Source organism: Paenibacillus sp. FSL R5-0519, from assembly GCF_037974275.1.
Lineage (GTDB): Bacteria > Bacillota > Bacilli > Paenibacillales > Paenibacillaceae > Paenibacillus.
This window is the reverse complement of the sequence record NZ_CP150234.1, coordinates 2,623,445-2,648,943: the sequence shown is the minus strand read 5'-3', so window position 1 is coordinate 2,648,943 and position 25,499 is coordinate 2,623,445. Positions and strand designations below refer to the sequence as shown.

The following is a 25,499-nucleotide window of genomic DNA, read 5'->3' as shown; positions in this document are numbered from 1 at the left end:
TTATATATTGTGATCCCCAGGCCAAAATGACATGTTCCATATTCGAACGTGTTACGTTAATGCTATTTTTTCAACCAACTACTTTACTCAACTTATCTCTATGAACGCACTCCTACCAGACCGTTCTCCTGTCTCTCTATGATGTTAAGTATCCTCCGAATGACAACACTTCTTTGTATCAAGTTGTAACTACAACTCCTGTTACCCTTGCATACCCGTGGCAAGAGGCCGCTGGATTACTTACATGTTTTACTTGTACGCTTATTTTACCCAACATATTAAAGCTTGCTGGTAATGTGTATGAAGTTAAGGGATTATCGCCTGTAGTGTGCTTAAACGGCTGAATAAAGTTAACAACTTTATTTTCTCTGTCTATATTCATAGCTAGAAACCCAATGCCGTTGTTGTACTGTCCAGTGCTGACTAATGTTTCTTGTGATCTTCTCCCTGCATCGTCTTGAAACACCAACGCCACTCTTGCGTCACCTTGTCCGTTTCCTCCGTTGGTGGATGCATGTACAGTTAAAATAGCACTTGTACCGTTAGATGTCGTCGTGGGATACGCGTCTACGAATCCGTTCCCATTGGGTATCACAAATAATTCTTGATATATTGTCGTGTTAGGACTCATGGTTATATCATACGTGTCGGAATACACGGTTCTGCTTGACTTGTTAATTGGCCCATCCAACCCGTAATTATCCAATGAGTAACTATCTATCCCTGGCATTATGTCACCTCTTTGCCGCTGATATAAAGAGTTATGTTCGCTGCACTTCCACGAATGTTGATTTTTTCACCTGACATCATTATTTGGTCGAAGAAAGGTATAGTCAAAGTATCTTTCCCTTTTATCACATGTTCATATATCAAGGGTACTTCCCCAAAATAAAGAGTGACTGTTCCAGCAGAGGCGGCTGTGTTGCATATTGTTATCGCTTTAACAAATGTGATTGTGCCTGAAGGTACCGTATACACATTTGTCGCGGCAATTGTCATGTTTCCGCCGTATAATCTTTTAGCTGTTACCTCCATCTATAACGCCCCCCATAGGTTCTCTTGATCTACATAATCTTTAGTCTGAGCATTAGCATTACTTACTGCCTTTTCAGTAGCAGCAACATCTTCTCTATCACCGTTTGTTTTGCTTGATAACTGCACTTTACCTTTTTGAGTCAGCGATGCGTCTGGAATGTCCATCTCGTTTACGGATTGGCGAAGTTCTTCAACTTCATCTCGCGTTGCAACACCCTCATCAATCTTCTCAAAGATGGCATTAATACCTACTCGGCTTACACTTTCATTCCCCAAAGGCAGGGGCAGTTTTAAACGATTCGTTTCAATTGGCATCATTAATCCCTCCTTTTTGTTGTTATTAGGTCTATACGATTTAGCTCATAAGTTGTTAAATAGTCTGAAATAAGGCATAAAAATAGCGCTCCAATGTCGGAACGCCTTTTACACGATATTGCCGTTTTGGTCCATCCCCGCAATTTCCAGTGCAGCAGCCACTTTATCACGACTTTGAACTGGTACAGAATCCAACTCGATCAACCCTTTATGAATCATCATTACGTATACAGCTAACATGTTCTCACCTCCTCTCATGAGTGCTATAGCCCAACGGATCAGAAGGCTTGCAAGCTTAACTCTCATCAGGCAACACACTCAGCAGCATCATATGCAATTCCATGAGCGCCAGTTGGTTTGCGTTGCTTTCCACTTTTAACTGTGCAGTTTCGGCCTCGGATGTTGCCAACCTTTGCTCCAGTTCAACGTACTCAATAGGTCTGCTGGCTTTGTCCGCCTCATCCTTGAGCGCTTGATCCAATACAGGCACCCCATCTTGCAAACGGTAAAAGCCTGCATTAATACCAATCGGTAAGGGCGTTGGTAATTCGACTGGTTGATAACCCTCATGTTCGTATTGGATAACATCCCGAATGATGTCACCGTCTACCTGTACGTAAAATAACATGTTATCTACCTCCAAATAATAATCGCGTCTTTTTCTTCCCCTGCAATACCTGATTCCAAAGCATAGCCTAAACTATTAGCAGATTTAACGTCGGTAAGTGAGTTGTTACTCTTGAATGCTTGTAGCGTTCTTTTGTACATAGTGATAAATCGGCTACCACCGGAACTATTAGATGCCAGTGCAACTCGCATGCCATCTGGACTAAAAGCAACGCTAAACGCATTAGCTACGGGTAAGATTGCAGGGGCTGTCATTTTAGTAAAAGATACCCCTTGGCGTAAATAGGTAGTGAAAAAAGGATACCCCGCATGTGCTATGCCAAGTACATCTCCTTCTGGGCTCAGCGCAACTCCGTCTGGTCTAGTCATTACTGCTCCTGATAGATCACTCATTTTAGTAAATACGTCACCACTTCTGGAGTAGAGACTAATATATGGTGACCCTTCATAGGCGACAATCAAGATCCCATCAGATGCAAAACACACAGCTCTACCATTACTAACCGGGAGTGAATCTGGGTTTGACAATTTTGTAAAGGTATCGCCATTACGCTTGAAAATTGTCATGAATGGAGTTGATACATGCGCTAACGCTAAATAAGTACCGTCTGGACTAAAAGCAACTCCGTTAACTGTACTCGGATGTCCTGTAACTGTTATTCTCGTAAAAGTATCCCCGCTACGTTTGTAAACCGTAAGGAGATTACCGCCAGAGTGTCCTATGGCCCAATACACCCCATCTGGACTAAAAGCAATGCACGTGGAGGTACCTGACGGTAGCACGGCAGGATTAGCTATTTTCGTAAAGGTATCTCCAATACGCTTGAAAATTGTAATGTATGGAGTATTTGCGTGCCCAATAACCAAGTCGCCTTCAGGACTGAATGCCGCTGAATACGCGTCACCTGTTGGTAACACAGCAGGGTCAGGCAGCCTTGTGTACTCACCATTTGTTATTTTGTATATGGCGACAAAAGGTGATGCACCTAAACCAAATGCCACGTATTTACCATCTTTGCTGTATGCAACACTTCTGCTGTAAGAACCAGGCGGCCTATCGGGTAAATCAACTATGTCACCAATAGCAGTATTCGCATAGATGGGATCGTTACTATTGATGCTTTCTGCATAAGTAACTTTCCGTTTTTCTTGCCCATTAATTACCGTTGCAGTCTCAATCGTCCCGATCCCATCTGCAAGCTCTGCAAAAGAGTGAGGGGAAGTCCCTGCTACCGTTCCCCCTTTGACGATGACGGCGGATTTAATGAGGTTTTTCCCGTCACCGACATGTGTAAAAACCTCGTTGAGTGCATCAACCAGGTTGTCCTTGTCTGTGGTCTGTAATTCAGCCAGATTACCGACTTGCCCTTGAACCGCACCTACAGCGGACTCCGTAGCTGCTATGGTATCCCTTTCGCCAGTTGTGGACTTTGATAGTTGGACGATACCTTTATCTGTTAAAGATGCGTCCTGTGGTGCAGGGATGTTTTCTAATCGCCTGTTTAAGTCCTCAATGTTGGCCTTGAATGTGTTGTGATCATAAGCCGAGAAAAATCGGGCAACCCTCGTCCCCGCTCCCCATGACTGAGCTACTCCTTCAAATGCTCTGGTTACACCTGTAAGCACATTCCCTGTCTTCTCGGTATAAAGTATTGTTTCTGCGTTTTCGTTAGCTGGATCAAGCACCAGTTGGTTAGGCGCAGGAGGTAATACCGAACCGTCCAGCACCGTGAAACTGGTCTGAGTATCGTCAATGTCTGTCGCCAGCTCCGTCTGCCTACTGTTGACGGCTGCCGGATACATTGTTTCAATCATCGTTTATACCTCCTTAGTTCAACCGGATCTCCACTTGCCCAGTTAAAAATTTAAAAATGTCATTGTTCAAAATGCTCCGTGGTGTTTCTAGAGTCCCGAAATAATAAAGGTTCCCACCTGTAACAGCATCCCGCAGACCGAAATGTGTAACTGTGCCCCAATTGGCTGTCGCTACTGCAAAAGCTACATCTGCCGCAGATTTGATGGACATCTTTTGTATATTGCTCAAGACACCTGTAACTGGGTGAAACTCTTGGACAGTAACTTGAGACGGTTCAGCAAAGGTGAGTACCTGCCTGCCGTAACCTCCACCGGACACCTCTTGCCCCGTATCATTCCAGGTCGGATCGGAATTATAAAGAGCGACATATAGCCTATCTGGGAAAGTGAATTTCTCCCCTCTTGCTGATACATTCAGTTGTTTGGTCGCTAAATATTTACTAATGTTCATTGGTTCACCCCTCTAACAAGTATTCATTCTGAATCTTGAATTTTTGAATTGTTGTGGAACCTGTGTTGGTTAAAACAATCACCGGACTTGCGCGTTCATCACCAAAAGAAATTACTTTGATCTTTTCTGGAGAATGAGTAATAGTTTCTTCCAGCATGTTTTCATCGCTTTCCGGAAAGGGATGTTCTCCCATCTTGATTGGAATTGTCAGTTCCCCATCAAAAATGATTTTTTCAATATCCATCGTCCCAGCATATCTTCCGATATATCTTCTGCCCGGAAGATCCTCAAACGTGAGTACAATGTCCCCTTTTTTGATATTAAAAAGAGCCGCCACTTGGGCGACTCTTCTGTGATAGTCAAGGGTAGCATCGTCTGCCATAACGATACACTCCAGATTAATTACTCTTGGGCCATATGTGCTACCAAAATCGATTTCTCCATCCCGTCCTGCAATTTCAAGACTGTAGTCCCTCGTCGGTGGCAACACCGGGATGTTGTGCTTCTTCAGGCCAAGCCCAATCTCTCGGAAGGACTTTCCATCAGCAGTAGCATTGATCATTATCCCTTACCTCCTCTTGCCTGCATCCTACGCATCAAATTATCACGTTCACTCCAGAAGACTTTCGCAGCCGATTCGTCTGCGATATAAGTATCTCCTGATTTAATTACGAATTGATTGCTGGTTCTCTCCGGATTTACTCCGTTTGAACCTTGAGGAACTGAGAATTCAGGCATTGTGAAGTCTAGTCTGTGCATACGTAGATTCAGGAGATTAAACAATGAGTCCTGTTGTCGATCGTTAAGAATAGCCTCTCCAGCATGAGCGATAACTGGAACCGCTGCACCGCGAGGACCTTTGACAATCCCACCTTCGGAGAAATGCTGGAGTTTACCTGTATCTTTATTGATTCCATATTTCTTACGAATGGCATCGTTTTGTTCTTGAAGGAGTCGCATAGTTTCAGCATCACCGCGGGCTTTAGCTGCATCCCAAGCATCCTTATTAGCGTTATAGGTGTACAGATCAATTTCCTTTTGATATGAAGAGTCCTTCGAAGCGGTTCCTGGAGCCAAAGCTCCCCCAGAGACATCAGTAACTCCAAGTGAAGCACTTGCCGCAGCAATCTGATCAAGACGGCTCTGGTACTCCAAAACAAATGCATCAAGCATTCCGAGGATCGTTTCGTTCTTCTCGCTCTCCTTCAGTACCTGAATGTTTTTCAGGTTTTCAGCAGATAGTTCAGTATTTGAAGAAAATTCATCAAAGGCTGCTGACAGATTATCGTAATTTGATTTAGCATCTTGGATTTTATCGTCAAAATCTTTTTCGCGAGTTGTTTTTTCCTCTTGCAATGCCGTTTTCTGATCCTCAAGCGCTTGTTTCGCAAGCTTGCGCCCGTGTTCACGATCCATATCCTCGATATCCTTCTGTACCTGTTTCCGTTCTTCAATACCTTCTGGTCCAACAGCGGACTGAAGTTTTTCCAGACGTGCTACTTTCTCCGCACGCAATCTCTCATAGTCATCCTGATCGTTACTTCGCTCCATGGCTTGAATCAGATCATCAATGGCTTTGATTTTGGCCTCTTGAGCCGAGGTGAAAGCATCCTTCTCTGCCTGGATACGTTTAATCTCCTCATCCCTCGCATTGTCCAGTAACTTTTTCTGCTTGGTTACCGACTCGGATACAGCTTTGGTCATTTCGTCCATGAGTTTTTTCTTTAGATCGTAGACCTTTTCATCTGCATCCATCCGTTGATCGCTTCCTACCAGGTAAGAAGCTTGAAGTTTCATATACTCGGAAAGTTCTTGTTCGGTAGTCATTTCACCGATCGCCTTCAAGTGATTAATTCGTTTCTCAGCAGCAGAATAGTACTCCTTATCCAGATCATTACGCTGCTTATATATTTTCTGTTCTAGATCCCATAGCTGTTCAGAAGACATCGTCTTATCAGCTTGCATCTTCAGAAACTCTTGAAGCTCCCACTTCATGATGTCAACTTTTTGAGCACCGGACATTTCCATCTTCGTAGCTTCTTTGTTAATCCACTTTTCCGAGTACTCGTACCTAGACGAAATCAGTTTCTTGGAAGTATCTTGATACATTTTCTCTGCTTCAGCTCGTTGTTCTGCTTTTAGCGTGGTGTCGTTTCGCATCCGGTTGTAAGCCTCGGCCTGCATTTGATAAATCTCAACCTCAGACTTACCTTGACGTTCCATCTGATCCGTTTGTTTATCAATCCAATTGGTTGAATTTTTAAATTTCAGATCCGTAACCTTGTTCGTCAAGTCATACACTTGTTTAGCTGATTCAACACGCTGTTCCTCAGTGAGGGCCGTATTTTTGAGTTGCCCCTGATAAAACTGAAGTTGCGTCTTGGTCATTTCCATATCAGAACGTCCTTGCTGACGCATCCGTTCAACACGAGCTTCCATATTCGCCTGCGCCGTATCAAATTGGTCACTGGCATACTGATCCTTCATGTCTTCTTTCTCGGACTGTACATCCCCGATTTTCTCAGTCAGGCTTCGCCGCTTATTAGTTAACTCATCTGATTTCAGCCCGGATTGTTCAATCATCTGACGCTGCTCCTGCATCAGTTTCTGGATTTCTGTTTTGAGTTTCAATTGAAGCTCGTATTCGGTTTTGTACTCTTGCGAGTCTTTCTTCAAATTCTTCTGCCGCGCTTCAGATTGTTTTAAAGCTAACTCTTTGTCAGAGATTTTCATATCTTTGATACCGAGTTTACTCTCAAGTTCTGAAACATCAATGTTATAAAGTTCATCACTAATCCGAAGCAGTTCGCTATCAGCAGTGTTTTTTGCATCCTTCAATTGCTTCTGTGTGGGTTGTGAAGTTGTACCGGCCTTTTGTGGAGAATAATCAGCTAAGACTTTATCTACATATCCTACATCTCCGTATATCTTGCTTTTATAAACTTTCTTGTATTTCTCTGAATACGCAGCCATATCAGCTTTATTGTAACCACCAGACTTTTTGAACCAATCAATAATTCCCGATCCCATGTTGTATCCGCCCAGAGCCATGGCAACATCTCCACCAGACTTCTTCAATAACTCAGATAGCATCTTCGTTCCTGCATCAATACTCTGTTTTACTGTCGCATTGTTCATGCCATTAACTTGCATGACATTGGTTACGCCCTTAGCTCCAAAAGTTGATTCGCGTTGGATCACAGCAGCGACAAGGTATGGATCAACATTAAATTGATTGGCGGCAGCGTTAATCTCAGCAGCATATTTACCAGCATACTTCACGCCACCACTAGCCTGAGAAACAGTTGCTGATCCAGGAGATGCATTATCAATAGATACTCCAGGAACACGAGTTGCCCCGTTGTATTTTGTCGCCCAATAGTCACTGTTCAAATCCTGAACCTTTAGTCCGGAATTGCCCATTTGGATGAACTTGCTATCCCCCATGTAAATGCCAACGTGTGAGTTATCCTTACCCGTTGTGTTGAAGAATACAAGGTCCCCCGCTTGGAGGTTATTTTTGGAAACAGCCAGTCCAGATTTAGCTTGTTGAGCAGCAGTTCTAGGCACTTGTACACCTATTGTCTCAAACATCTCCTGGACAAACTGAGAACAATCCGAATAGGCTCGTTGTTTGAACTCATCAAACGAACCATTAAAGTTACCTGGTATTTGTTTGTACTTCATCACGCCAGAGTTCGCCAAATCTACAGCAGTGGATATTATTTTAGTGATATCTGTAGATGGTGCCCCACTTGTTGTTATTTCTGCTTGTGATGATACGAGTTGTGACGGATCGTTGTATCCTTGCTCGTAAAGCTTCTGCTCCTCCAGCAGAGCAGCACGTTTCTGTGCGAGAATATCCAGATATTCTTTGGATGACTTCGCGACACGTTTTTGCTGAGAATCCAGCTTTTCAAGTGACTTGTTGTAGCCTTCAATCGCCTTCTGTAAGTCTGTCATAATCTCTACGGTTTCTTTTTTGGCCTTGTTATTGTCTTCTACCCCGTAAGTATCATCTTCCAGAAGTTTAGTCATGGCTTCGATCTGGTCATTACTTAACTGTAGTTGACCGGCATATTTTTTCACGACATCGTTTAACTCATTAAGTTTTTGTTTTTTAGCTTCAAGTTGCTCATTGGCCTTTTGTTGAAGAAAATTAGCTATGCCTTGATTCATAAGCTGTGTGCTATTTAATTCAGAAGCATTCTTCTTCTGTTCTTCGGTGATTTCTTTTTCAATATCTTTGATTTTCTCGCGTGCTTCAGCAAAGGTTGAGATAGATTCAAATTCTTGCCCATAAAACTGAATTCGTTTTAAACTCTCCAGCGCTACACTGCGCGTTGAATCCCTCTCTGCTTTCAGATCATCAATAGCTTTCTTGATTTTTGCTTGCCTCAATTTCTCTAGAATTTGACCTTCAAATATCCAACCATCCGTTGTTTTTCGTATCTGAGAAGCTAATTCAGGATATTTCAAAATCAAGTCTGCTACAGCAGATGAACTTAAAGACTGTCCTTTGGAGAGTGTGTCCGCAACTTGATTCAGCTCAGAAACAGAAGAAATACTTGCTTGAACGGATTCTCTCAAAGCCTTGGTCTGCTCAACCAGTTTTTCTGTCAGTTCTTCAATCGTATCCGAAGCCTTACCGTTTATTCCGGCTAAAGCATCTGTCTCCTTTTGAGCTTCAATAGATTCGACTGTCATTTGTTGCATCTGCACATTTGCATCACTTAATGAAGCTTCAAGTTCGCGATTTTTGGTCTCTAAAGAGTCCAGTTTCAATTGTAAGTTCTCCAGTTGGTTGGATGATTCGTCCACGCTTTTGAAACTGAAGATGTTCTTCATAAACTCCACGCCGCCAGCGATCAAACTATTTTCAAGAGACTCTATCTTCTCCTTCGTTTTTTCAATAGCTGCGATGTTTTCATTCATTTGGTTCTGTAAACCGTTTTTCTGATCTTCTAATACAGCTTTTCTGGCTTCCCTTTGCTTATCAATGAGCGAATTAAGCGCAGCAATTTGTGTTTGAGTTGCCTCATCCGTAAACCCTGCTGCTTCAAGCTGCGCCAATCCTTCTTTACCTATAGTCATCGCCAGAGCCTTAGATATCTCTTCCAGTTGACGTTTCGCCTGTTCCTGTTTACTTGTGGATAGCGTTCCGCCATCAATCATCGCTTTTAAGGAATTATGAGCGTTGACCATCTTCGGCAACAAATCAATCTGACGTTGATACTGACTAATCATTTGTTGACTCGCTGAATCGTTGTCCTTCATCATCTGAATCCGATCACGTTCTGCTTTTTCGGCTTCCCCACTTTTCATCGCAAAAATAGCAATAGCTCCGACTAGCAGAGATAGTCCCGCAGTTGCCGCCGCCATGGTCACCGTAGCAGCAGCCTGCGCCCTGCTCAAAGCACCGGTTGCCACTGTTGCCGTGGTGGTCGCTACAGCTTGTGCTTCCCTTGCGGCTGTCTGTTGAACTGTGGAGATAGTTACACCTTCGCTAGAAACGATATTAACGGTATTTGCTGCTGAATTAGCTACTGTTGCAGTTGTACTTGCGACTGTTGAAACGGTTTCTTGCGCTTTGGCAGCATTCAGTACTTGAATTGCCGCAATTACGGACGTAATCGGACCGCTAAGGGCTTTGTATGCCAACAACAGCCCACTTAATCCCGCAGCAGCCGCGTAGACACCAGTCGGTATTTTCGTCAGACCAATGAGGAGCTGGTCGATACCATCTAACACGTCTTTGATCATCTGACGCAATCCATCTTCGCCAGCCGTGTTAAAGATTTCAAGCAGTGATGTTCTGGTTTGAGCTGCTTTACGCTGAATCGTATCCATTTGAACCGTCAAATACTGCATGGTAGATCCGGAAGAGCCGACAGACGCAGCAGTTCCCAGCAAGATATCCCCTACATTGAGCGATGCAGCAAGTTTTGCATACTGGTAAACCCCTCGGGAGATATCTGCATAAGACTGAGTGAGGTCGTAGTTTTTATCCGTTACTTGGATCGAAAGATCCAACAGGATATCCTCAGCCTTCCGCCACTGTTCAACCCCATCTACAACCTCTTTGGTTTTAACACCTAGACGTTCAATTTCATCTACTGCTTTATCTGTCCGAATCGTACCTAGGACTGTTTTCCACATGTTACCGAGGTTTTCTCCGGATAACGCCGTGTTACGAACACCAGAAGAGATCAAACCGTTCATTACGTCAAATGACACGCCTGTTTCAGCCGCAATTTTACCTGTACGTTGGAATGCCGCTCCCAAGTCACGGGCCGGTGCCATCGTATCGTGCGCAACCTTGGACCAAGAATCCAGAACACGGTTACCGATAACCATAGCTTCATTCGCATTCGTAATATGGACCCCATACTGAGACATAACGGATTCCATAGACTTGGTTGCATCTTCGAGCTCCACCATATCAACGGTGGACAATTTTGTAGACTGACGGACAAGTTCCTGGACTACGTTTACATCTTTGTACATCCGACCCCAGAGACGAGCTGATTCCGTAACATCCAGAATATTTGATCCAAGTTCATGGGCCGTTTGAATGAAAGCTTTCGTCTCACGGTTGAGCTTTTGTGTATCCATAACCATCTTGTTCGTTCCATCTTCGAAATGAACAAAATAGTGTTCGTTGGTCTGGACGTACCCTGCCATGTTGGATTCAATATCTACCAAGCCCTCTTTCATGGCTTGAGTGACTTCGTGCATCGCCTTATACATCGTGTGGAACACGACTGCGTGTGTAGCCATGTCTCCTAATCTGCCAATCCAACTTTTAGAGACAGCGTCCATTGTGGACCCCATCCGTTTGGTTTGCTGTTCAGTTTGAGACAAAGCTTGCCGAATCCGTTGTTCCTCTTGCAACACTTTTTCCCGGAGAACTTCTTCTTTTCTCTGGCGCTCTGTCAGAGCAACACGTATCTTCTGTTCCTCTTGTAGTACGCGCTCTCTCGTCCGGTCATCCGTTCCTGTCCCCGTTGCCTTTGCTGCCTCCTGCCCGGTCTTGACAGAACGATTCTGAAGAATCTGCATCTTTTGTTGATGTTCACGTTCGGATTGCTCAATCTGCTGATTCCTTCTTTTGATCAATGCTTGTTGTGCCTGCATCTTAGCATCAATCAAACGATTGGTTTGTTCCAACTGTTGAGCCTTGGCACCAAGTAAGGCTGTTTGAGCGAGTTTCTGCTTATGCTGAGCTTCAGCTTCAGCGATTATCTTTTGGCGGCGTTGATCCGCAGTTAAGGCCATCTTATCCATTGCTGATGATATATTCTTGTATGACTTCTCAGCCGTAGATAATTCAGCATTCAGCGCCTTGAACGCATCGGCATTACCCTTAGCACCTGTATCAATGTTTTTAAATGATTGTAACACTGTACCAGTATCTAATTTTATCCGCGCAGCAACGACATCTCTATTCGTACCCTCTGCCATATTTCCCCCTTTCTATCTTGGCTGAAAGAAACCAAGATCAGATAGAAATTTTGCCTTCTTCGGTTTTTTGTTCTCCACTTGTCCGCCGTGGATGGCAATTTCAAACTCACGAGAACGTTGTTTTTCCTGCATGAGCGCCCGAATTTTCGGGATAGTCATATTGGGCCACTCCGCATCAGATATACCATTACTGATACAGAGCGCCCAAAGGCCCATCCAGTCCGTTCCAGGGTGTTCGTTTTCTTCACCTTCTGAATCTCCGTCCTCATCATCCTCTGAATCAGGGTCTGGAGGGAAAGATTCTTTATAGAAATCGATCCAAAACGTTATCCAAAGCCTGGATACCCTCCATGTCCACTTGTTCATACTCTTCATCCGTTAGGCCCTCAACAAAAATCAGATCGAAGGCTTTTTGATACGCCTGCTCAATAGCCGGACAGTCAATAGCTGGGATATCCTGCTCACCAACTTGCGCTGCTTCAATGGCCTCCCGTCCAATTACATAGCTAAAGCGTATACCCCCTAGGTTTTTCGCTTGCTGCCGAACTTCCCGGATCAACTTGATCGTTCCAATCTTAATTGTCTTCTGTAGCCCTTCAGCCAAACGTACACTACTGCCAATGTTCAATGTCTGGTCCAACGTTTTCTCTTCTTGGATTTCAACTGCTTGTTCAAATTCGCTCATGTTCATTCTCCTTTGATTTGAAATATAGTTTTTACCAAAAAAAGAACCCCACCGATTACCGGCAGGGTTGTGTGTGATAGTTTAAATTCCGAACTTGATGGTCATTGCATGACCTTTCGGGTTATCTGATGTGCGTTCAGGCTCCATTACTTGCAGGTCCATCGTGGAGGTATTGGCTTTCTTACGCTCCTGTGATACGTCGAGTGTACCGCCACCCAACGCTTTGTAAATAGTGAGCTGACATTGAATCTCATTGCTCGTTTTGTCATCAATCAGTTTAAATCTGTGTGTGAATTTGAACGCTGTTGGGCGACGGGTTCCATCGAATGAAGTTTCCGTGCCTTGTTCAGACCATTTGTAGGTAACAAGAAGCTCTTTGTCATTATTTGCTTGGGTAGATTCAATCACTCCCTCAGCAGTAATCGTGTATTGTTGATCAGTTGGTGTTGATGCCACACGGGTAAGTTGAGTCAATGCATCAGTATCCGGGTCCTTGAGATAGACTTCGTCACTGTCCGCTACCAAGGTTTCTCCGAAGGCCAGTTTGTATTCGCCATTCTTCAGAAAAGCTGTTTCTGTTTCGTCAAACACAATTTCTTTCTTCTCTGTTTTACCACCTTGAGACATATCAGCAATTGCCGCAGAGTAACGTGGCACTTCAATACTGACTTTGTCCTGTAGATCCCCTGCTGTGTAGTGGAATGCATATCCGCTGTCTCCGCCCATGACTGCCTGCCAGTCAAATTGCAGTTGTAACGTAACCTTTGTTACCTTGTCCTCAACGTACTTAATTGTTCCATCCAAATTACGGGCTACGATTGTTCCTACGCCATCAAAAACGAGTGGTCTCATATTTATCCTCCTTGGGTATAGAGTTGATTAGACAAGCTCCCAGAGCCGTGCATCAATCTCTTTAATTCGTTTGTATTCCTTCATGTTTTCATATCCTTCAACTGGTTCCTTGCCATCCATCAATCCGAGTTTTTGTGCAAGACGAATCTTTTCTCGGATCAACTTTTCTAGCTCAGGAAATTCTTCCTTAGGTTCCGGCTCGTTATCTGTTACTTCAGTTTGTTTTTCAGACATATCCTCACCTCAATTCATCCGGAGATAGTCAACATCAAATATGGCCTTATACCCTTTGACACCTTGTATACCCGTTGCAAAATCTGCATCATACGTCAGTACACATAGGTATGTCGCCCAACCTGGCATCGTTATCCGTTTATCGTGTAAGATACGAAACGCTCTTTCAAAGAGCACCTTTGCTGCATAACCAGTACCAGCATAAAAATCTAAGCAAAACTTTCCTTCGAAGACTAATTGATTCGGAGAAAAGCGCCCTGGCATCACATATTGGCAGATATGAGGAACCGTTTCATGACTTACAGTGATTTCAGGTTCCATCCCCTTTGTCAATCTCTTCGCTACCTCCACGGAAGGTGAAGATGAGTCAAGCTCAAGTAACTCCATGAGTTCGGCATCACCTTTAAGCGCATGCTGAACAGCATCCAACAATTGAAGACTCAATCTCTCACCTCCCTGAAGTAACGATGATATGGAAACTCGGTAATGACACGACTAATCCCGTTTAATATCCGATCACGATTGGATTCAAGAGCGATACGCATGAAATAAGTAGGAGGAGTAGCTTTGAACGAAGGATCAAGGTCCCCGCGTTCTGCCAACTCCTCCAAATCTACGCCTGCGTATCCGCCTTTGGACTTTTTAATCGTGCCATCGATAGCTCGGTAAGTACCTCTACCCCGCCCTACGACTACCCGGCTACCCTTTGACCTCAACTTATTCCACGCCTCACTGTTCATGTAGCTGACTAAACCCGGGTTTTGACTCGGTCCAGCCATAAGTGAGCCTTTACCGAATTGCTCAAGCCACGCTTGCCAGTAATCAGCGGTGATGTCTCCTGAAATCATTTGGTTCGCTAGCACGATCATTTGCATCTCCAACCGCTCACGGACAGCAGGGTAGTACCGAATGCCGGTCTTCGCAGTAAGTAATACGATTTTCGTTAGACCTGTGATTTCAACAGCCAACTTGTTTTCCAAGTCCTTCGCTGCACGTTCTGCATCGTACCCGGTAATCATCGCCTGTCCTCGCACAACTGAATATGTAGAAGATTCGGATACTTGATCCGATCCACTACATCCACTTGATATTTCTTTCCGGATAACACAATACGATCTGGACTCATAAGCGCCGGGTCACTCGGCTCTTTAACATCTACATCGGTTTGCAAAAGAAGAATCAACGATGTGGTTGGAAGAAGGCCAGGATCTTCTTGTTTGAGTTGCGCGGAAACATGTTGAGCAAAACCAACAACTTCTGTAACAACAGGAGTAAACTCAGGTTTTCCCTTGGGATTGTCATTCATATCGTACTCCTGCATGTATCGTTGAACTTCCGTTATAACGTTCGTTTTAATCAAGGAGCAGTATTTGTCTTTGGTTGCGGTGAAACGGAGGGTTTGAACCAAGAAAGTCATGTCATTCTGTATGACATCCCCAGGTATTACAGGCGACTTAGGAGAAAAAAGGCCGTTGTACATGTACTCTTTACCCAGAACTGTAGTCGCCTTTGTTTCTCTGGACAGAATGACTTTATCCACTTCCCCATTCACAGTGCAGGGAGAATGTCTGTGAGTGAAATCTTTAAACACTAAACCCCCGCCTTTCCTTCTCCCTTGTAGGACCAGATAACATCAGCAATGGAGCATCCAAGGTTTCTTGAAAGGTGGATATTAATCCCATTAATTCATTGGCCTCATCAACCAATTGTGTCGCTCGTCTCTCCCAATTGACTGCCTGATTTTCGAAAGAAAAGTCGAAGTCTTTCATCGTTTTTTTGATCCTCGCAGCCATAGATGGAGCCAGTATAGCAGCAACCATACAAATAGCTGCTGCATATACATAGGCTTGATCATCACCAATCAAATCAGCGTAATCTGGAACTTGCTTTACAATCCTCGCTTCAGCGATTGGTAAAACAGAAATAGCGTCTATGTCGGAGTCAGTTATCACATCCTCACCAACGCCTAGACGCCCTCTTATTTCTTCATGATATGTTTCAGTTGTAAGTATCTTATTCGCCACCAACGTCACCGCCAGTTGAGGCAATCGCTTCTTTCAACTCATCAATATCCATTTTTGTATAGCCAGGGATTTTCATTTCCTTCGCAACGGATTTCAACTCTTTAAGTTCATCGTCCAAATCATTATTTTGGGTATCGGATTGCAGTTCATCTATCTTAGCCAGAAGTTCTGCTTCACGCTCCCTTGATTCGTCCAACTCTTCCTGTAGCTTTAATTCTCGTTCTGATGGAGTATCCGGAGAAGTTGGATCGCCTTCTACGATCTCTGCCAATACCTCTCCAGTTGCTGCATTGCGAACTTCCTTTTTTGCAATCTCAATAAGCCCATCAGGGGCATCATGCACGATGTTCCCTGCGTTGTATTCCCCAACAGCATCAACCAAAATTTTTACGATGGTCATAGGTTATTCCTCCCTTACGCCACTGTAGCAAAGATATGCCAGTTGACGTATTTTAAACGCGGCAGTACCGTTGCACCGTTGATTAATTGCCATTGGTCAGGATCGCCTTGAATAAGTTTAGCGAGTGCAAATTTTCCAGTGTGACCGGTGAAGATGTCTTCGTAGTTGTTCGGACTGGTCACCAAGTCCATGATAGAGCCTGTCATACCTTGACCAATTATAATTACAGCGTTGTCGGGAATAAACGGGTAGAACGTTCCTGTATCGTCAATATATCCACCATCATACACTTCGTATTGAAGCCCATTCAGGTTTTGGTTGACGATTGCTGATAACGAACCATCCGTAACAATATCTTTGCCGTAGGTGGATTTAATCAGATCACGAATCTTTTCATTCTGCTTCAGGTACATATCCACCTTTTTGTTAGCTACAATTTTAACGCCTCTTGCGCCACTACCCCTGAATTTAAGTAGCCATTCATCAATGTTTTTTAATGGGTCAGCCGTTGCAGTATTACTCCACAGCACATCAGCTGTTGGCTTGTTATTAGCCGGAACGCCGTAATCAATTGTTCGAGAAGGTTTATTCGCTGTAGCGGGAACGATAAGGCTACCCGTAAGTGATTGCCAGCGCATCCACTCAAAACGTGTTTCAAGTCGTTGGTTGAGATTCACCATTTTTTCAATCATGTATTCTTCGCCCCAAGTTTGTTCAAGGCTGTTACCTGGCTTGCGAAGGGTAGCAATTTTTTCTCGATCAATGATTGACTTTTCACGCCATTCCTGATTGGTGAACTCCATTTGTTTCACAACTGGCGAAGCGTGGATTGGTGAAGGATCATTCAGTCCAGTAGGTGGAGTCATGCCAGTATCGTCGTAGGTCACATCATATTTAATTGTCAGCCCGAGTTCCGGTTTGAAATCCACACCATTTGTCAGGATCTGAGCACCTCGAAAACTGTTAATATCTGTACGAATGTTCCGAACGACTTCTGTTAGAAAGTACGGGTCGAGTACGTTTGCCATTTAGTTTGTTCCCCCTTATACAAAGTAGCAAAGTTTAAGCGCTGTTTTAGCCGCTGTATCGATGCCTGTCAATTTAGATTCAGTGAAAATACCAGCGATCCATGCAGAAGCACCCATATCGGTAAGCGTAGTATCCTGATCATTGTCCAAAATGCAAACAGCGTCTTGCGAACCATCGGATGCTGAAGAGAGATAGGGAACGAATTTATTAGTAGCTGTTACCCTTCCAAGGACAGTACCTTTCTTAATTACTCCGTTCCCTTTTGCAAGCAACACACCACCAGGAATCCGCGCTTGCAAGTCCGTGGAAGCAAGAACTTCAACAAATTCCTGTGTGTTAATCTGACCAGGTCCCGGAGCACCGTTGTATTGAGATCCAATCATATTACTTATCCTCCTTCAGCAGATTACTTCTGCCGGTATTTTTGAGGGCAGCTATAGCATCAGCTCTAGCCGCTTCCTTTGCCTCTGTTTGGAGTTGTTCTGGTGTCTTTTGACCAGCAGCCTGCGCGTTAGTTGGCGCTGTTCCATTGGCAGCTCCTGCAGGAAGATCAGGGTTATCACCCTCGGTATGACGACCACCACCACCCAATGCAGCTTGAGCCTGAGCTTCGTAAGTCGCGCCGATTTTTTCAATCTCAGATACTGGCAAGTGGGACAGCATAGCTTTCATCGTTTCCGTATTAAAAGCTTCTCCCAACGCACGTACACCAGCTCCGCAAGCTTGCTCCGTAACCTTTGTCTTGTAGACCGCACCATCAGCAGCCTGAGCGCTAAGTGTAGCCAACTTTGAGGTAATGTCCGCATCATTTTCAACGCCCAGCGCAGCCCGGACTTGTCCGAGTACACTATTCGCAGCAGTCAGCGCGATTGTTTGAGTTTGTGATGCTGCCAATGCAGCCTTTTGTTCTTCTGTCACAGTGTCATCTCCTTCGGCCTGTGTTTCGGCCACATTGTTTTTTTCTTGCTTGATTACGAATCCATCAAGACCGGATTTTCCGCTAAAAGAATAAAAGACACGTCCGCCGCTAGGAAGCGACTTCGTATCTTCTGATAAAGCTTCCCATTTCACAGTTGGCTGTTGCTCAGTGACATTGCTCATCCCCACTACTCCAGCACCCGGATAAGCTCCGTCAAAGACGAGTGAGTTCTCCATAAGGTCACCGTCATTAATATCAACCGTGCAGAGTTTTGTATCATACTCTCTGCCGCGTATGTGAGGGCAATTCCCGCCGAAATATTCCTGACCACAGATGGAACACGTTTGGCTACTTACCGTGAAGCCGATTGAGGTATCAAAGATCGTTCCGGCATCAATACCTTCCGCTATCTGATCTATCTTGATGTCTCCGACCTCTTGGCCCAGCTTCATGTAATGGTCGGCATATAATGCCAGTTCATCGCCATCCATTTGCAATCGGCTGTCAAAGGTTCTGCCGAGTGGAATTGTCATGATGCCTAAGTTGGCCCATGAGTGATCCAACAGCAGCGACACACCTTCTCTGGCTTGGACAGCCATCTTTCGAAGGAAGTTAGGTGTTAATCGGTAAAATCGACGTGGGATGATTTGATCTCCCACAAGCTTTGCAGGAAACACATAGGCTTCTTCTTCCGTGAGCGGAACACGCGCAAGTTGATTAATTCTCGCTAATTGCTCAGTTGTTGGCTTTGCCATCTACTCCTTTTCACCTCCTTCATGTAATAAACGACTCTTCTTTCTTAACTTGCTGAATCATGATCGTTATCATCAGACCCATACTTCTTCTCAAGACCAGCAAGCAGCTCAGACGGTATATTAGGATCAAGCCCCATAATCCACCGTGCTTCTGTCGCCGCTTCTTTGGCAGTGATATAGCGTTCTTTCTCCGCCAGTACATAGTTGTTAAGCTTCGCTCTCAGATCACGCTCTCTCTCCATTTCAGTACGTAGATCAATCGGAGCGTAGTCGGCCTCTACCAAGGTTTGAACGCCACGTACTCTTGCAGCAATAGAAAAAGCCCGCTTCCAGAAGCGCTTGGTTACGTTTCGAGCGGACTCTACTGACTTGATATATATTTGAGTATCCACAGAGCTGTATGTCTCTGTGGAACCTTGATGCCTGGATAGTAATGTGAGCAAAGTCTTCAATCCGGTTGCCATCTGCGTATCGATAATATCAATCAATTTCTTGATGTCGATCATCGGTCCTGAATTGCCACCCTTGAGATATTCAACTTTTACGCTATCCCAATGAATCATGGCATCGTCTGGATTAAGCGAATTGAAATGTCCCATAATTTCACTCATACGTTCAGTCAACCACGTTTGCTGCCCCGCAGGATTATTCTTATATTGATTAGGCATGTTTTTCAACAAAACTTCCTCAACCACGGATATATCCAGTCTTGGGTATCCTTGATTGTGAACAACTGCCTTCAAGTCCTGCAAAACCTGTAAATGAAAAAAGACCGCTTGAAGGACAGGCAGTATTGGTGTTCGCCCATACGGATCATCGATCATTGGATCGAACTCTTCATAGATAAATGTCGGCGTATCAATCTTTTTGTACTGCCCAAACCATTCTTCGCCAGAACGAGGACGTGGATTCTTGATGTATTGCCAAGGCACAAGTCGATTCGTCCCCTCTTCTCTCCTGAACCAAATCGTCGCAGGGTCAACAGGTACGATATCAATCACATCGTTACAGCGCTCGTTCAAAACTACTTCACCAGCACAAGCACCTCGTACCATGATCATCATCCGCTGAATCGTATCAAGCTTGTCCAGCGACCTTCCATGCTGATAACCAGGTGAGGGAAGTGGAGTATCCAGTAAGTTCTTGATTGCATCCAAAGCCCTCTGCCCATTCTTATCGTCACTACCATTCTGCTTCTTTGCTGTAAATGTAAGTGGCGTGTCTCCCATACGCAGAAAGTTGTAGAGTGCATGCGAAATATCAGGATGGACAGACACAAGAATTTCAAGTAATTCCTCAGCTGTATGATTCTGCAGCTTGGTTAGATCAATATTATGGGCACTCTGGTACTTTTTCGGGAGCCAATTGAATATGTCCCACCCGTTTGATGATCTTGGTGAGGTCATCCTGCCAAAACCCATCATCTGACGTTTTACTGCGGCCGGAAGAACCGAATTCGCAAATGAATAAATGGCTTTGTGATACCATTTCAAAAATTTCACCTCCAGACATAAAAATAGAAGGTAGGAAAAGTTTCCTTACCTTCTAAAGTTCTTCATACTTCTATGGATTTATAATATCATCGAGTTACTATAGTATTACTACGGATTTAATCATCAATCCTCATACCTCCCCCCCCTAAAAAAAGTTGCAACAGTCTCCCATCACAGCATGATTTGATTATGTTTATATTAAGCATCTTACCGCTAATGTTGGAATGACTTTTCTTTGCTGATAAGTCAACAACTATTTATAGTATCGCAACTTTTTATCTTAGTTTCCTCCAAGGAAGAAATCTGCGATAGCTGAAGACCAGCGTGGATCTTTTATAGTATCCTTAAATACAGTTAAAGCAGCGTTTTTTCCAAGGTTGTATACTTTCCCAACTAAATCTTTTAATTTTCCGGAATTAGGGTTACTCTCATCACTTAACACCTCTTCAATCTCAGCAATTATTGGCTCTACTTCAGATATCTTATCTTCAGGAATAGCACCTTGTTCCTTGAGCTTATCTATGATTTCAGTTCGTATGTCACCTGTTTTCAAATTTTGAGTTATGTTCTTGCCTACTGCAATATTACTACCTGTATGTGCGATAATATCTCCAATATGTGTAATAGATAAGGAGGAACTCGGGATATTATCCTTCCCCTCAACTTCGTCTTCAACTAAATCCTCTAACCTATTAAAAATCTCCCGTACAATCGGTTGCAACATATCCTCATTAAATAATTGAATATTATAATCAATACCTTTATTTTTATATAGATGGAATGTGTAGTTAATTACAGCATTCTCATCCCGTCTAAAAGATACAAGAGTCTGTAAAATGTATGCGATCTGATAGTCCATCTCAGAAGGCAGAGAAACCTGTAACCACCCAGATTCATCCGATTCAATATCTTCAATTTTTATTGGGAGATTAAGGTATTCTCCTAGGACTGAGTTAATAACAAGGTTCCTTTCTATAAAATCAATAAATTGAGTGACTCTAGCTGAAAAATGAGTCGAAGAAGCATTAAGTAAAGAAGTCGCAATAACTTCAAAATCTCTGATGGCTCTTTTGACTTCCTTCTGAGTAAACGTGCTCACTATACCAACTCCTAATTTTTGTAATCATTTTACTACAAATAAACAAAAATATCCTTATTTAAATTGAGTTGGTTTCAACTTCTGAACTAGCTTCATATTCGTGGATACGCTCACTCAGCGCCTCTTCTCCGCTCTTGAACGGGTTGATCCCTGCAAATACATTCTCGCTGAATAAAGCTTAAAACGGCTCATATTATGTCATATGAAGGATGAAGAATAAAGAAAAAGCACCACAATGGGTGCTATGGTCTGACATATATTGATGCAGTACAGTTACTACAAGTGTATTTTGGTACGTCTTCATTATACAGTCTTTGAACAACCATAATCATCTGAGGCGTATTTACATCATAGGAATCAAAAAGTCTATCCCACTCTTCCTCATATTTAAGTTTCTCATTACAATTTGGACATAACCCTTTGTCATTCTTATAGCTTAATACTAGTTTCTCCAAAATACCACTTCTTTCCACAGAAAATGAGTTTCTTTGATATATTTCTACATCAAATCACCATTCCCTGCATATAACAGAAGAAAAGCGCCTCGAAGGATGCTTATTCAATCACTTTGAAAACTATCTGCCATGAGGGTTGATTCTTATCAAACAAAGAAAAATGCTTTTCAATAATTCTTGTTTTTACGGATGTCCTCCACCCATTGCCGCCATCACGCGGGTATGTAACAATATCCGAGTTGAGCAAGGCAGTCACTTGAGCCTCGTCTAGTTCAAAAACATTACCGCTGGTTTCTGCTATATTTCCATTTGCTTCTTGAAGCGTTGCATGAACGGTAACCATAACTAATATACCTCCTTATAACATCATAATTCGACATCAGGATTATTATTCCTCCAAATGAAAAGGCTCCACTTTGAGCACCTTCATTGAATCTCCTACTTGAGAGCATTTAAATAATGACGCATCAGATACTCACTAATTTCTTGATGATCACGGCTGTCCACCATCTGATACTTTGCATCTAATTCTTCCTTTGTAAAAACACCTTTATCTATCAGAACTTCTTCCAAAGCTATTCTTTTCTTAGTAACCTCTACTACACTTTGAATTGAAGATGTTGTTAATTGAGCTACAACTTCATTCATGATTGTATTTTTTTGAACAGAATCGATCTCAAGAAAGGTAACTGAAAATTCCACCTTTTCCTCAGAATCAATAAATCGGTGACTCATTTTTGGTCTATTGGCCCTAAAAGCAAGCTCTTTTTCAGGAATAGTGATAATGTTATCTTGTGGTTTTAATACTTCTAGTACTTTATGCTTCTGTTCTTTACTAGTTGAAAATTCTATTTCGAGTTTAGCTAAATCGCTGCCTGAGTCATTTTTCTCCTTTGTAAGGTTGTATGTCTGAACTATAAATTTCAATCCATTGATAATAATTTCATTTTCCAAAGTAACTCCCCCTTTGTATTTGTATCAGGAATATTTTACTACTTTTAAACAAGCGGGTCCACTACAAGACAGCTATACTTAATCCCATATCCCATACACAATATTTGCGCTTCTCCAGCTGCTTATCGGGACCAACACGATGCTTCTTCCGTCATCTGCTGATCACTTAAATCCCCCCCCATAAAAAAGCCGATCCCGAAGGAACGACTTTAGCTGTGATATGTATAATATTGTTTTTTTGTTCTTAAAGTACTTTCGAAACGGTAGAAAATGATTCACTTGCATTTCCTCGTTATTAATCTCAGGCAATCGTCTTTACATTTGCCGTTTTCTTTGTGGCAGATAATTTCTCTTTCATAACAAGCAACATCTCAACCAGTTCATCCCGAGCGATCAGCCTTACCCCATTTGATTTAGCGAGTTGATATGCCTGTTCAGTATAGTTGCTATTTGTAACAACCCATGCTCCATTTGCTCTGTAATGTGCCTTAGCTCCTTGGACTTCTTGAACAGCTTTTAAACCAACATTCTTCTTATACCTTTTAGCTTGCACGACGATTCGCTTCCCATCTTTGGATATAACCAGGTCGGCGCCATAATCACCTGCAGCTTTTGTAACTTCTGCCTTGAACCCTTGCGAACGAAACAGATGTCCAAGATAGTGCTCAAATTGCACTCCATCCATTTTATCAATTTCGGCTATTCCTGACCTCTTAAGTCTTTCGGCTCGCTTCTGTTGGATGATAACCATCAAAATAATAATACCAACAACCCCAAGAAATCCAACGACGAGTGATGCTTGCCAAGATTTTGTTAAAGAATACGTCCCTACAATACCTCCCAGCATTGCCATACCAGCTAACCCTTGGAATAGCTCTTCTTCCTGTTTCGCCTTACTTTTCCTTCCTGCCATAATTCTTCCCCCAAGCTTGTATATTGTAGTAAAAAATAATTAGACGCCAGATATTTTCAAAAAACGCTAATTAATAGGATTTACTCTTCTGGTAGTTTTACCTTGTTGTAAAATCCATAGTGTGAGGGATGTAGAAGCAGATCCTCTACCATATTGTCAAAAAGATCATATCTATCAGCAAAATACTTAAACTTTCTGCCTTTCGTTTGGAAACAATTATAGAAAAGTATGATCTGCTCATTAGCGGACAACTGGGAACGAATTATTCTTGTGTATTCTTTTTCTTGCTCGAGCTCTTTTATCCATTCATTTTTCTCAACCATGCGTAATAAATTATATAAATTTCTAAGATAAGCTCCCAGTTTAGGCTCATAATATCTAAAGTATCTTTCACAGGCATAACTTATTACTATAAGTTGTTCTGATTCGTTTAGACTATTTGCATCTTTTGAACCGTAAAGTTGGTTTTTCTCCATTTCTGCCATTTCAATCAAACCATTTCTTAATTGGCTGAAGCTTTCCCTTTCCTGTCTCTTAATGTCTCTAACAATCTCGTTATGTAAGCTTATAAGTTGAAAAAAAGTACTCTCAAATCTTTGGATATTTGCTGCTTTTATTTGTTCGGTCATAGCTTCATTTGTCTTAGCAACCTCTTCTCTCTGAAGACGAAGTTCCTCACGTTGCAATCTGAACTCAGCTCTTTGCTGATATATAGTATATATGATACCGCCAAAAGCAAATCCAGAAAAAATTGTGTTTATCGAACCAAACATATCCCCAAATGTTCCACGATCCTCATAAAAGAAAAGAGCTGCACCGACAACAAACCAAGCGATAAAAACTGCCAACAATACATTTAAGAGTTTTATTTCCTCTGTCTCTGTTACCTTTGCCTTTCCCTCTACATCAACTGGTACTCGTTCTATAAACCAATTATAAAGTGTTTTTCTCATTTTACGCCTTACACCTCTTTTTATTTCCAATATTACCAAAACACAGACTAAAATAATAGGCCAATATGTAGATGACCTCAAAAACTTATCAAGATTCAAAGCAGAACTAGAGTCCTTCTACTCTAATGTCAAATTGTTTGAACCCTATAACTGCAAGTATTGCTGTTTGGGATTGCCATAACTTATCCCGAGATCTCTTAGCTTTCGCCAGCCTTATCAAACTCATCAATAGCAGCCAGTAGGAAAGAAACAAGTTCTTTGTCACTATCTAAAGTAACCGTTAAATACCGTCTTAGAGTATTCATGATAGTGATTATCTTTTCGAAAGCAATCTCATAAGTATCTAAAGGTGCCTATTAGTACATCAATAACCTGTACTTGTTGCAATCCTTTTATTCATTTGTGTTGAGCTGGTTTCAACGTTTGGGTAACAATCATATGCATGCGTAGGCTCACACAATGCCTGTTCTCCGCTCTTAAATGGCTGATCTCTGCAAACGGACGTTCTCACCTAATCAAGCTTAAAATGGCTCATATCTCGTCAAATGAGAGCAAAAGAAAAAGCACCACAACGGGCGCCTATTCTAATAAAATTTTGTTATTACTCTTGCTAATTTTATTTGCTAATCTACTGAAAGATTTATTAATGTTTTTATTTTGTTTTTCGTATTGATGATTCACCTTTTTTTCTAAAGCTTTAATACCTTCACCAACATAATTAATCCTTTCAAAATGATCATAAAGAGAATCATCTATATCTTTCAGGTGTTCAATCAATAACTTTTTTATTTCTGGATCTTGCTTTGATTTGAGAATCTCAAAAATACCACTTTTTGTGATACCATAGCTCTATACAATCTCTGAAGCAACCTTTTTGAAATCACCAATTAGCTGACTATCAACTTCCATTTTATTTTCAGGTTCACTCAAAGTATAATCCCCCTTTTTGATATCATCTTTAACAGATTTCGACCATCAAAAGGGTTTTTCCTTTCTAACACAACAATCAGGAGGTTTGGGGCAAAAC

The 25,499-nt window shown here is 42.5% G+C and carries 27 protein-coding genes; all 27 read right to left on the bottom strand.

Annotated elements, in window-relative coordinates:
- Positions 1 to 178: 178 nt before the first annotated feature.
- A complete protein-coding gene (locus tag MKY73_RS12175; RefSeq protein ID WP_339307704.1) occupies positions 179 to 730 on the bottom strand; it encodes a hypothetical protein in 552 nt (183 codons plus the stop codon).
- A complete protein-coding gene (locus tag MKY73_RS12170; protein WP_339307703.1) occupies positions 730 to 1,035 on the bottom strand; it encodes a hypothetical protein in 306 nt (101 codons plus the stop codon). The genes MKY73_RS12175 and MKY73_RS12170 overlap by 1 nt, the downstream gene beginning before the upstream one ends.
- Positions 1,036 to 1,353 carry a phage tail protein gene (locus MKY73_RS12165; RefSeq protein ID WP_339307702.1) on the bottom strand — a complete coding sequence of 106 codons (318 nt, stop codon included), beginning with the start codon at positions 1,351 to 1,353 and terminating at the stop codon, positions 1,036 to 1,038.
- A 105-nt stretch (positions 1,354 to 1,458) separates the two neighbouring features.
- Positions 1,459 to 1,590, bottom strand: a complete 132-nt coding sequence (locus tag MKY73_RS12160; protein WP_339307700.1) for a hypothetical protein — start codon at positions 1,588 to 1,590, stop codon at positions 1,459 to 1,461.
- 55 nt (positions 1,591 to 1,645) lie between these two features.
- Positions 1,646 to 1,978, bottom strand: a complete 333-nt coding sequence (locus MKY73_RS12155; RefSeq protein ID WP_339307699.1) for a hypothetical protein — start codon at positions 1,976 to 1,978, stop codon at positions 1,646 to 1,648.
- A 5-nt stretch (positions 1,979 to 1,983) separates the two neighbouring features.
- Positions 1,984 to 3,792, bottom strand: a complete 1,809-nt coding sequence (locus tag MKY73_RS12150) for a tail fiber protein (RefSeq protein ID WP_339307698.1) — start codon at positions 3,790 to 3,792, stop codon at positions 1,984 to 1,986.
- Positions 3,793 to 3,805: 13 nt separating this feature from the next.
- Complete coding sequence (locus MKY73_RS12145; RefSeq protein ID WP_339307696.1) at positions 3,806 to 4,243, bottom strand: hypothetical protein; 438 nt, start codon at positions 4,241 to 4,243, stop codon at positions 3,806 to 3,808.
- 4 nt (positions 4,244 to 4,247) lie between these two features.
- Positions 4,248 to 4,805, bottom strand: coding sequence for a phage tail domain-containing protein (locus tag MKY73_RS12140; RefSeq protein ID WP_339307694.1), 558 nt, complete (start codon positions 4,803 to 4,805; stop codon positions 4,248 to 4,250).
- A complete protein-coding gene (locus tag MKY73_RS12135; protein ID WP_339307693.1) occupies positions 4,805 to 11,707 on the bottom strand; it encodes an NlpC/P60 family protein in 6,903 nt (2,300 codons plus the stop codon). The genes MKY73_RS12140 and MKY73_RS12135 overlap by 1 nt, the downstream gene beginning before the upstream one ends.
- 12 nt (positions 11,708 to 11,719) lie before the next feature.
- Positions 11,720 to 11,866: a hypothetical protein gene (locus MKY73_RS12130; RefSeq protein ID WP_339307691.1), complete on the bottom strand. Its 147-nt coding sequence runs from the start codon at positions 11,864 to 11,866 to the stop codon at positions 11,720 to 11,722.
- 145 nt (positions 11,867 to 12,011) lie between these two features.
- Positions 12,012 to 12,392 carry a hypothetical protein gene (locus MKY73_RS12125; RefSeq protein WP_339307690.1) on the bottom strand — a complete coding sequence of 127 codons (381 nt, stop codon included), beginning with the start codon at positions 12,390 to 12,392 and terminating at the stop codon, positions 12,012 to 12,014.
- A gap of 81 nt (positions 12,393 to 12,473) precedes the next feature.
- Positions 12,474 to 13,244 (bottom strand): hypothetical protein, encoded by a 771-nt coding sequence (locus MKY73_RS12120; protein WP_339307688.1) that lies wholly within the window; start codon positions 13,242 to 13,244, stop codon positions 12,474 to 12,476.
- 27 nt (positions 13,245 to 13,271) lie between these two features.
- On the bottom strand, positions 13,272 to 13,478 hold the full coding sequence (locus tag MKY73_RS12115; protein ID WP_339307686.1) for a hypothetical protein: 207 nt from the start codon (positions 13,476 to 13,478) through the stop codon (positions 13,272 to 13,274).
- A gap of 9 nt (positions 13,479 to 13,487) precedes the next feature.
- Entirely contained in the window at positions 13,488 to 13,922 is a 435-nt protein-coding gene (locus MKY73_RS12110; RefSeq protein ID WP_339307684.1) for a hypothetical protein, read from the bottom strand.
- Positions 13,919 to 14,497, bottom strand: coding sequence for a hypothetical protein (locus MKY73_RS12105; protein WP_339234612.1), 579 nt, complete (start codon positions 14,495 to 14,497; stop codon positions 13,919 to 13,921). The genes MKY73_RS12110 and MKY73_RS12105 overlap by 4 nt, the downstream gene beginning before the upstream one ends.
- Positions 14,494 to 15,069 carry a hypothetical protein gene (locus MKY73_RS12100; protein ID WP_339307682.1) on the bottom strand — a complete coding sequence of 192 codons (576 nt, stop codon included), beginning with the start codon at positions 15,067 to 15,069 and terminating at the stop codon, positions 14,494 to 14,496. The genes MKY73_RS12105 and MKY73_RS12100 overlap by 4 nt, the downstream gene beginning before the upstream one ends.
- Positions 15,062 to 15,502: a hypothetical protein gene (locus MKY73_RS12095; protein ID WP_339307680.1), complete on the bottom strand. Its 441-nt coding sequence runs from the start codon at positions 15,500 to 15,502 to the stop codon at positions 15,062 to 15,064. The genes MKY73_RS12100 and MKY73_RS12095 overlap by 8 nt, the downstream gene beginning before the upstream one ends.
- Positions 15,492 to 15,902, bottom strand: a complete 411-nt coding sequence (locus tag MKY73_RS12090) for a hypothetical protein (protein WP_339307678.1) — start codon at positions 15,900 to 15,902, stop codon at positions 15,492 to 15,494. Before MKY73_RS12090 ends, MKY73_RS12095 begins: the two co-directional genes overlap by 11 nt.
- A 14-nt stretch (positions 15,903 to 15,916) precedes the next feature.
- Entirely contained in the window at positions 15,917 to 16,930 is a 1,014-nt protein-coding gene (locus MKY73_RS12085) for a major capsid protein (RefSeq protein ID WP_339307676.1), read from the bottom strand.
- A 15-nt stretch (positions 16,931 to 16,945) separates the two neighbouring features.
- Positions 16,946 to 17,314, bottom strand: a complete 369-nt coding sequence (locus MKY73_RS12080; protein ID WP_339307674.1) for a head decoration protein — start codon at positions 17,312 to 17,314, stop codon at positions 16,946 to 16,948.
- A gap of 1 nt (position 17,315) precedes the next feature.
- Entirely contained in the window at positions 17,316 to 18,605 is a 1,290-nt protein-coding gene (locus MKY73_RS12075; protein WP_339307672.1) for a hypothetical protein, read from the bottom strand.
- A 44-nt stretch (positions 18,606 to 18,649) separates the two neighbouring features.
- Positions 18,650 to 20,098, bottom strand: coding sequence for a hypothetical protein (locus MKY73_RS12070; RefSeq protein WP_339307670.1), 1,449 nt, complete (start codon positions 20,096 to 20,098; stop codon positions 18,650 to 18,652).
- Between the two features lie 280 nt (positions 20,099 to 20,378).
- On the bottom strand, positions 20,379 to 21,197 hold the full coding sequence (locus MKY73_RS12065) for a hypothetical protein (RefSeq protein ID WP_339307668.1): 819 nt from the start codon (positions 21,195 to 21,197) through the stop codon (positions 20,379 to 20,381).
- A gap of 555 nt (positions 21,198 to 21,752) precedes the next feature.
- Positions 21,753 to 21,995 carry a hypothetical protein gene (locus MKY73_RS12060; RefSeq protein ID WP_339307666.1) on the bottom strand — a complete coding sequence of 81 codons (243 nt, stop codon included), beginning with the start codon at positions 21,993 to 21,995 and terminating at the stop codon, positions 21,753 to 21,755.
- 95 nt (positions 21,996 to 22,090) lie between these two features.
- Positions 22,091 to 22,606, bottom strand: coding sequence for a hypothetical protein (locus MKY73_RS12055; protein ID WP_339307665.1), 516 nt, complete (start codon positions 22,604 to 22,606; stop codon positions 22,091 to 22,093).
- Between the two features lie 301 nt (positions 22,607 to 22,907).
- Positions 22,908 to 23,519: a restriction endonuclease gene (locus MKY73_RS12050; RefSeq protein ID WP_339307663.1), complete on the bottom strand. Its 612-nt coding sequence runs from the start codon at positions 23,517 to 23,519 to the stop codon at positions 22,908 to 22,910.
- A gap of 80 nt (positions 23,520 to 23,599) precedes the next feature.
- Positions 23,600 to 24,472 (bottom strand): putative phage abortive infection protein, encoded by an 873-nt coding sequence (locus MKY73_RS12045; protein WP_339307661.1) that lies wholly within the window; start codon positions 24,470 to 24,472, stop codon positions 23,600 to 23,602.
- Between the last annotated feature and the right edge of the window lie 1,027 nt (positions 24,473 to 25,499).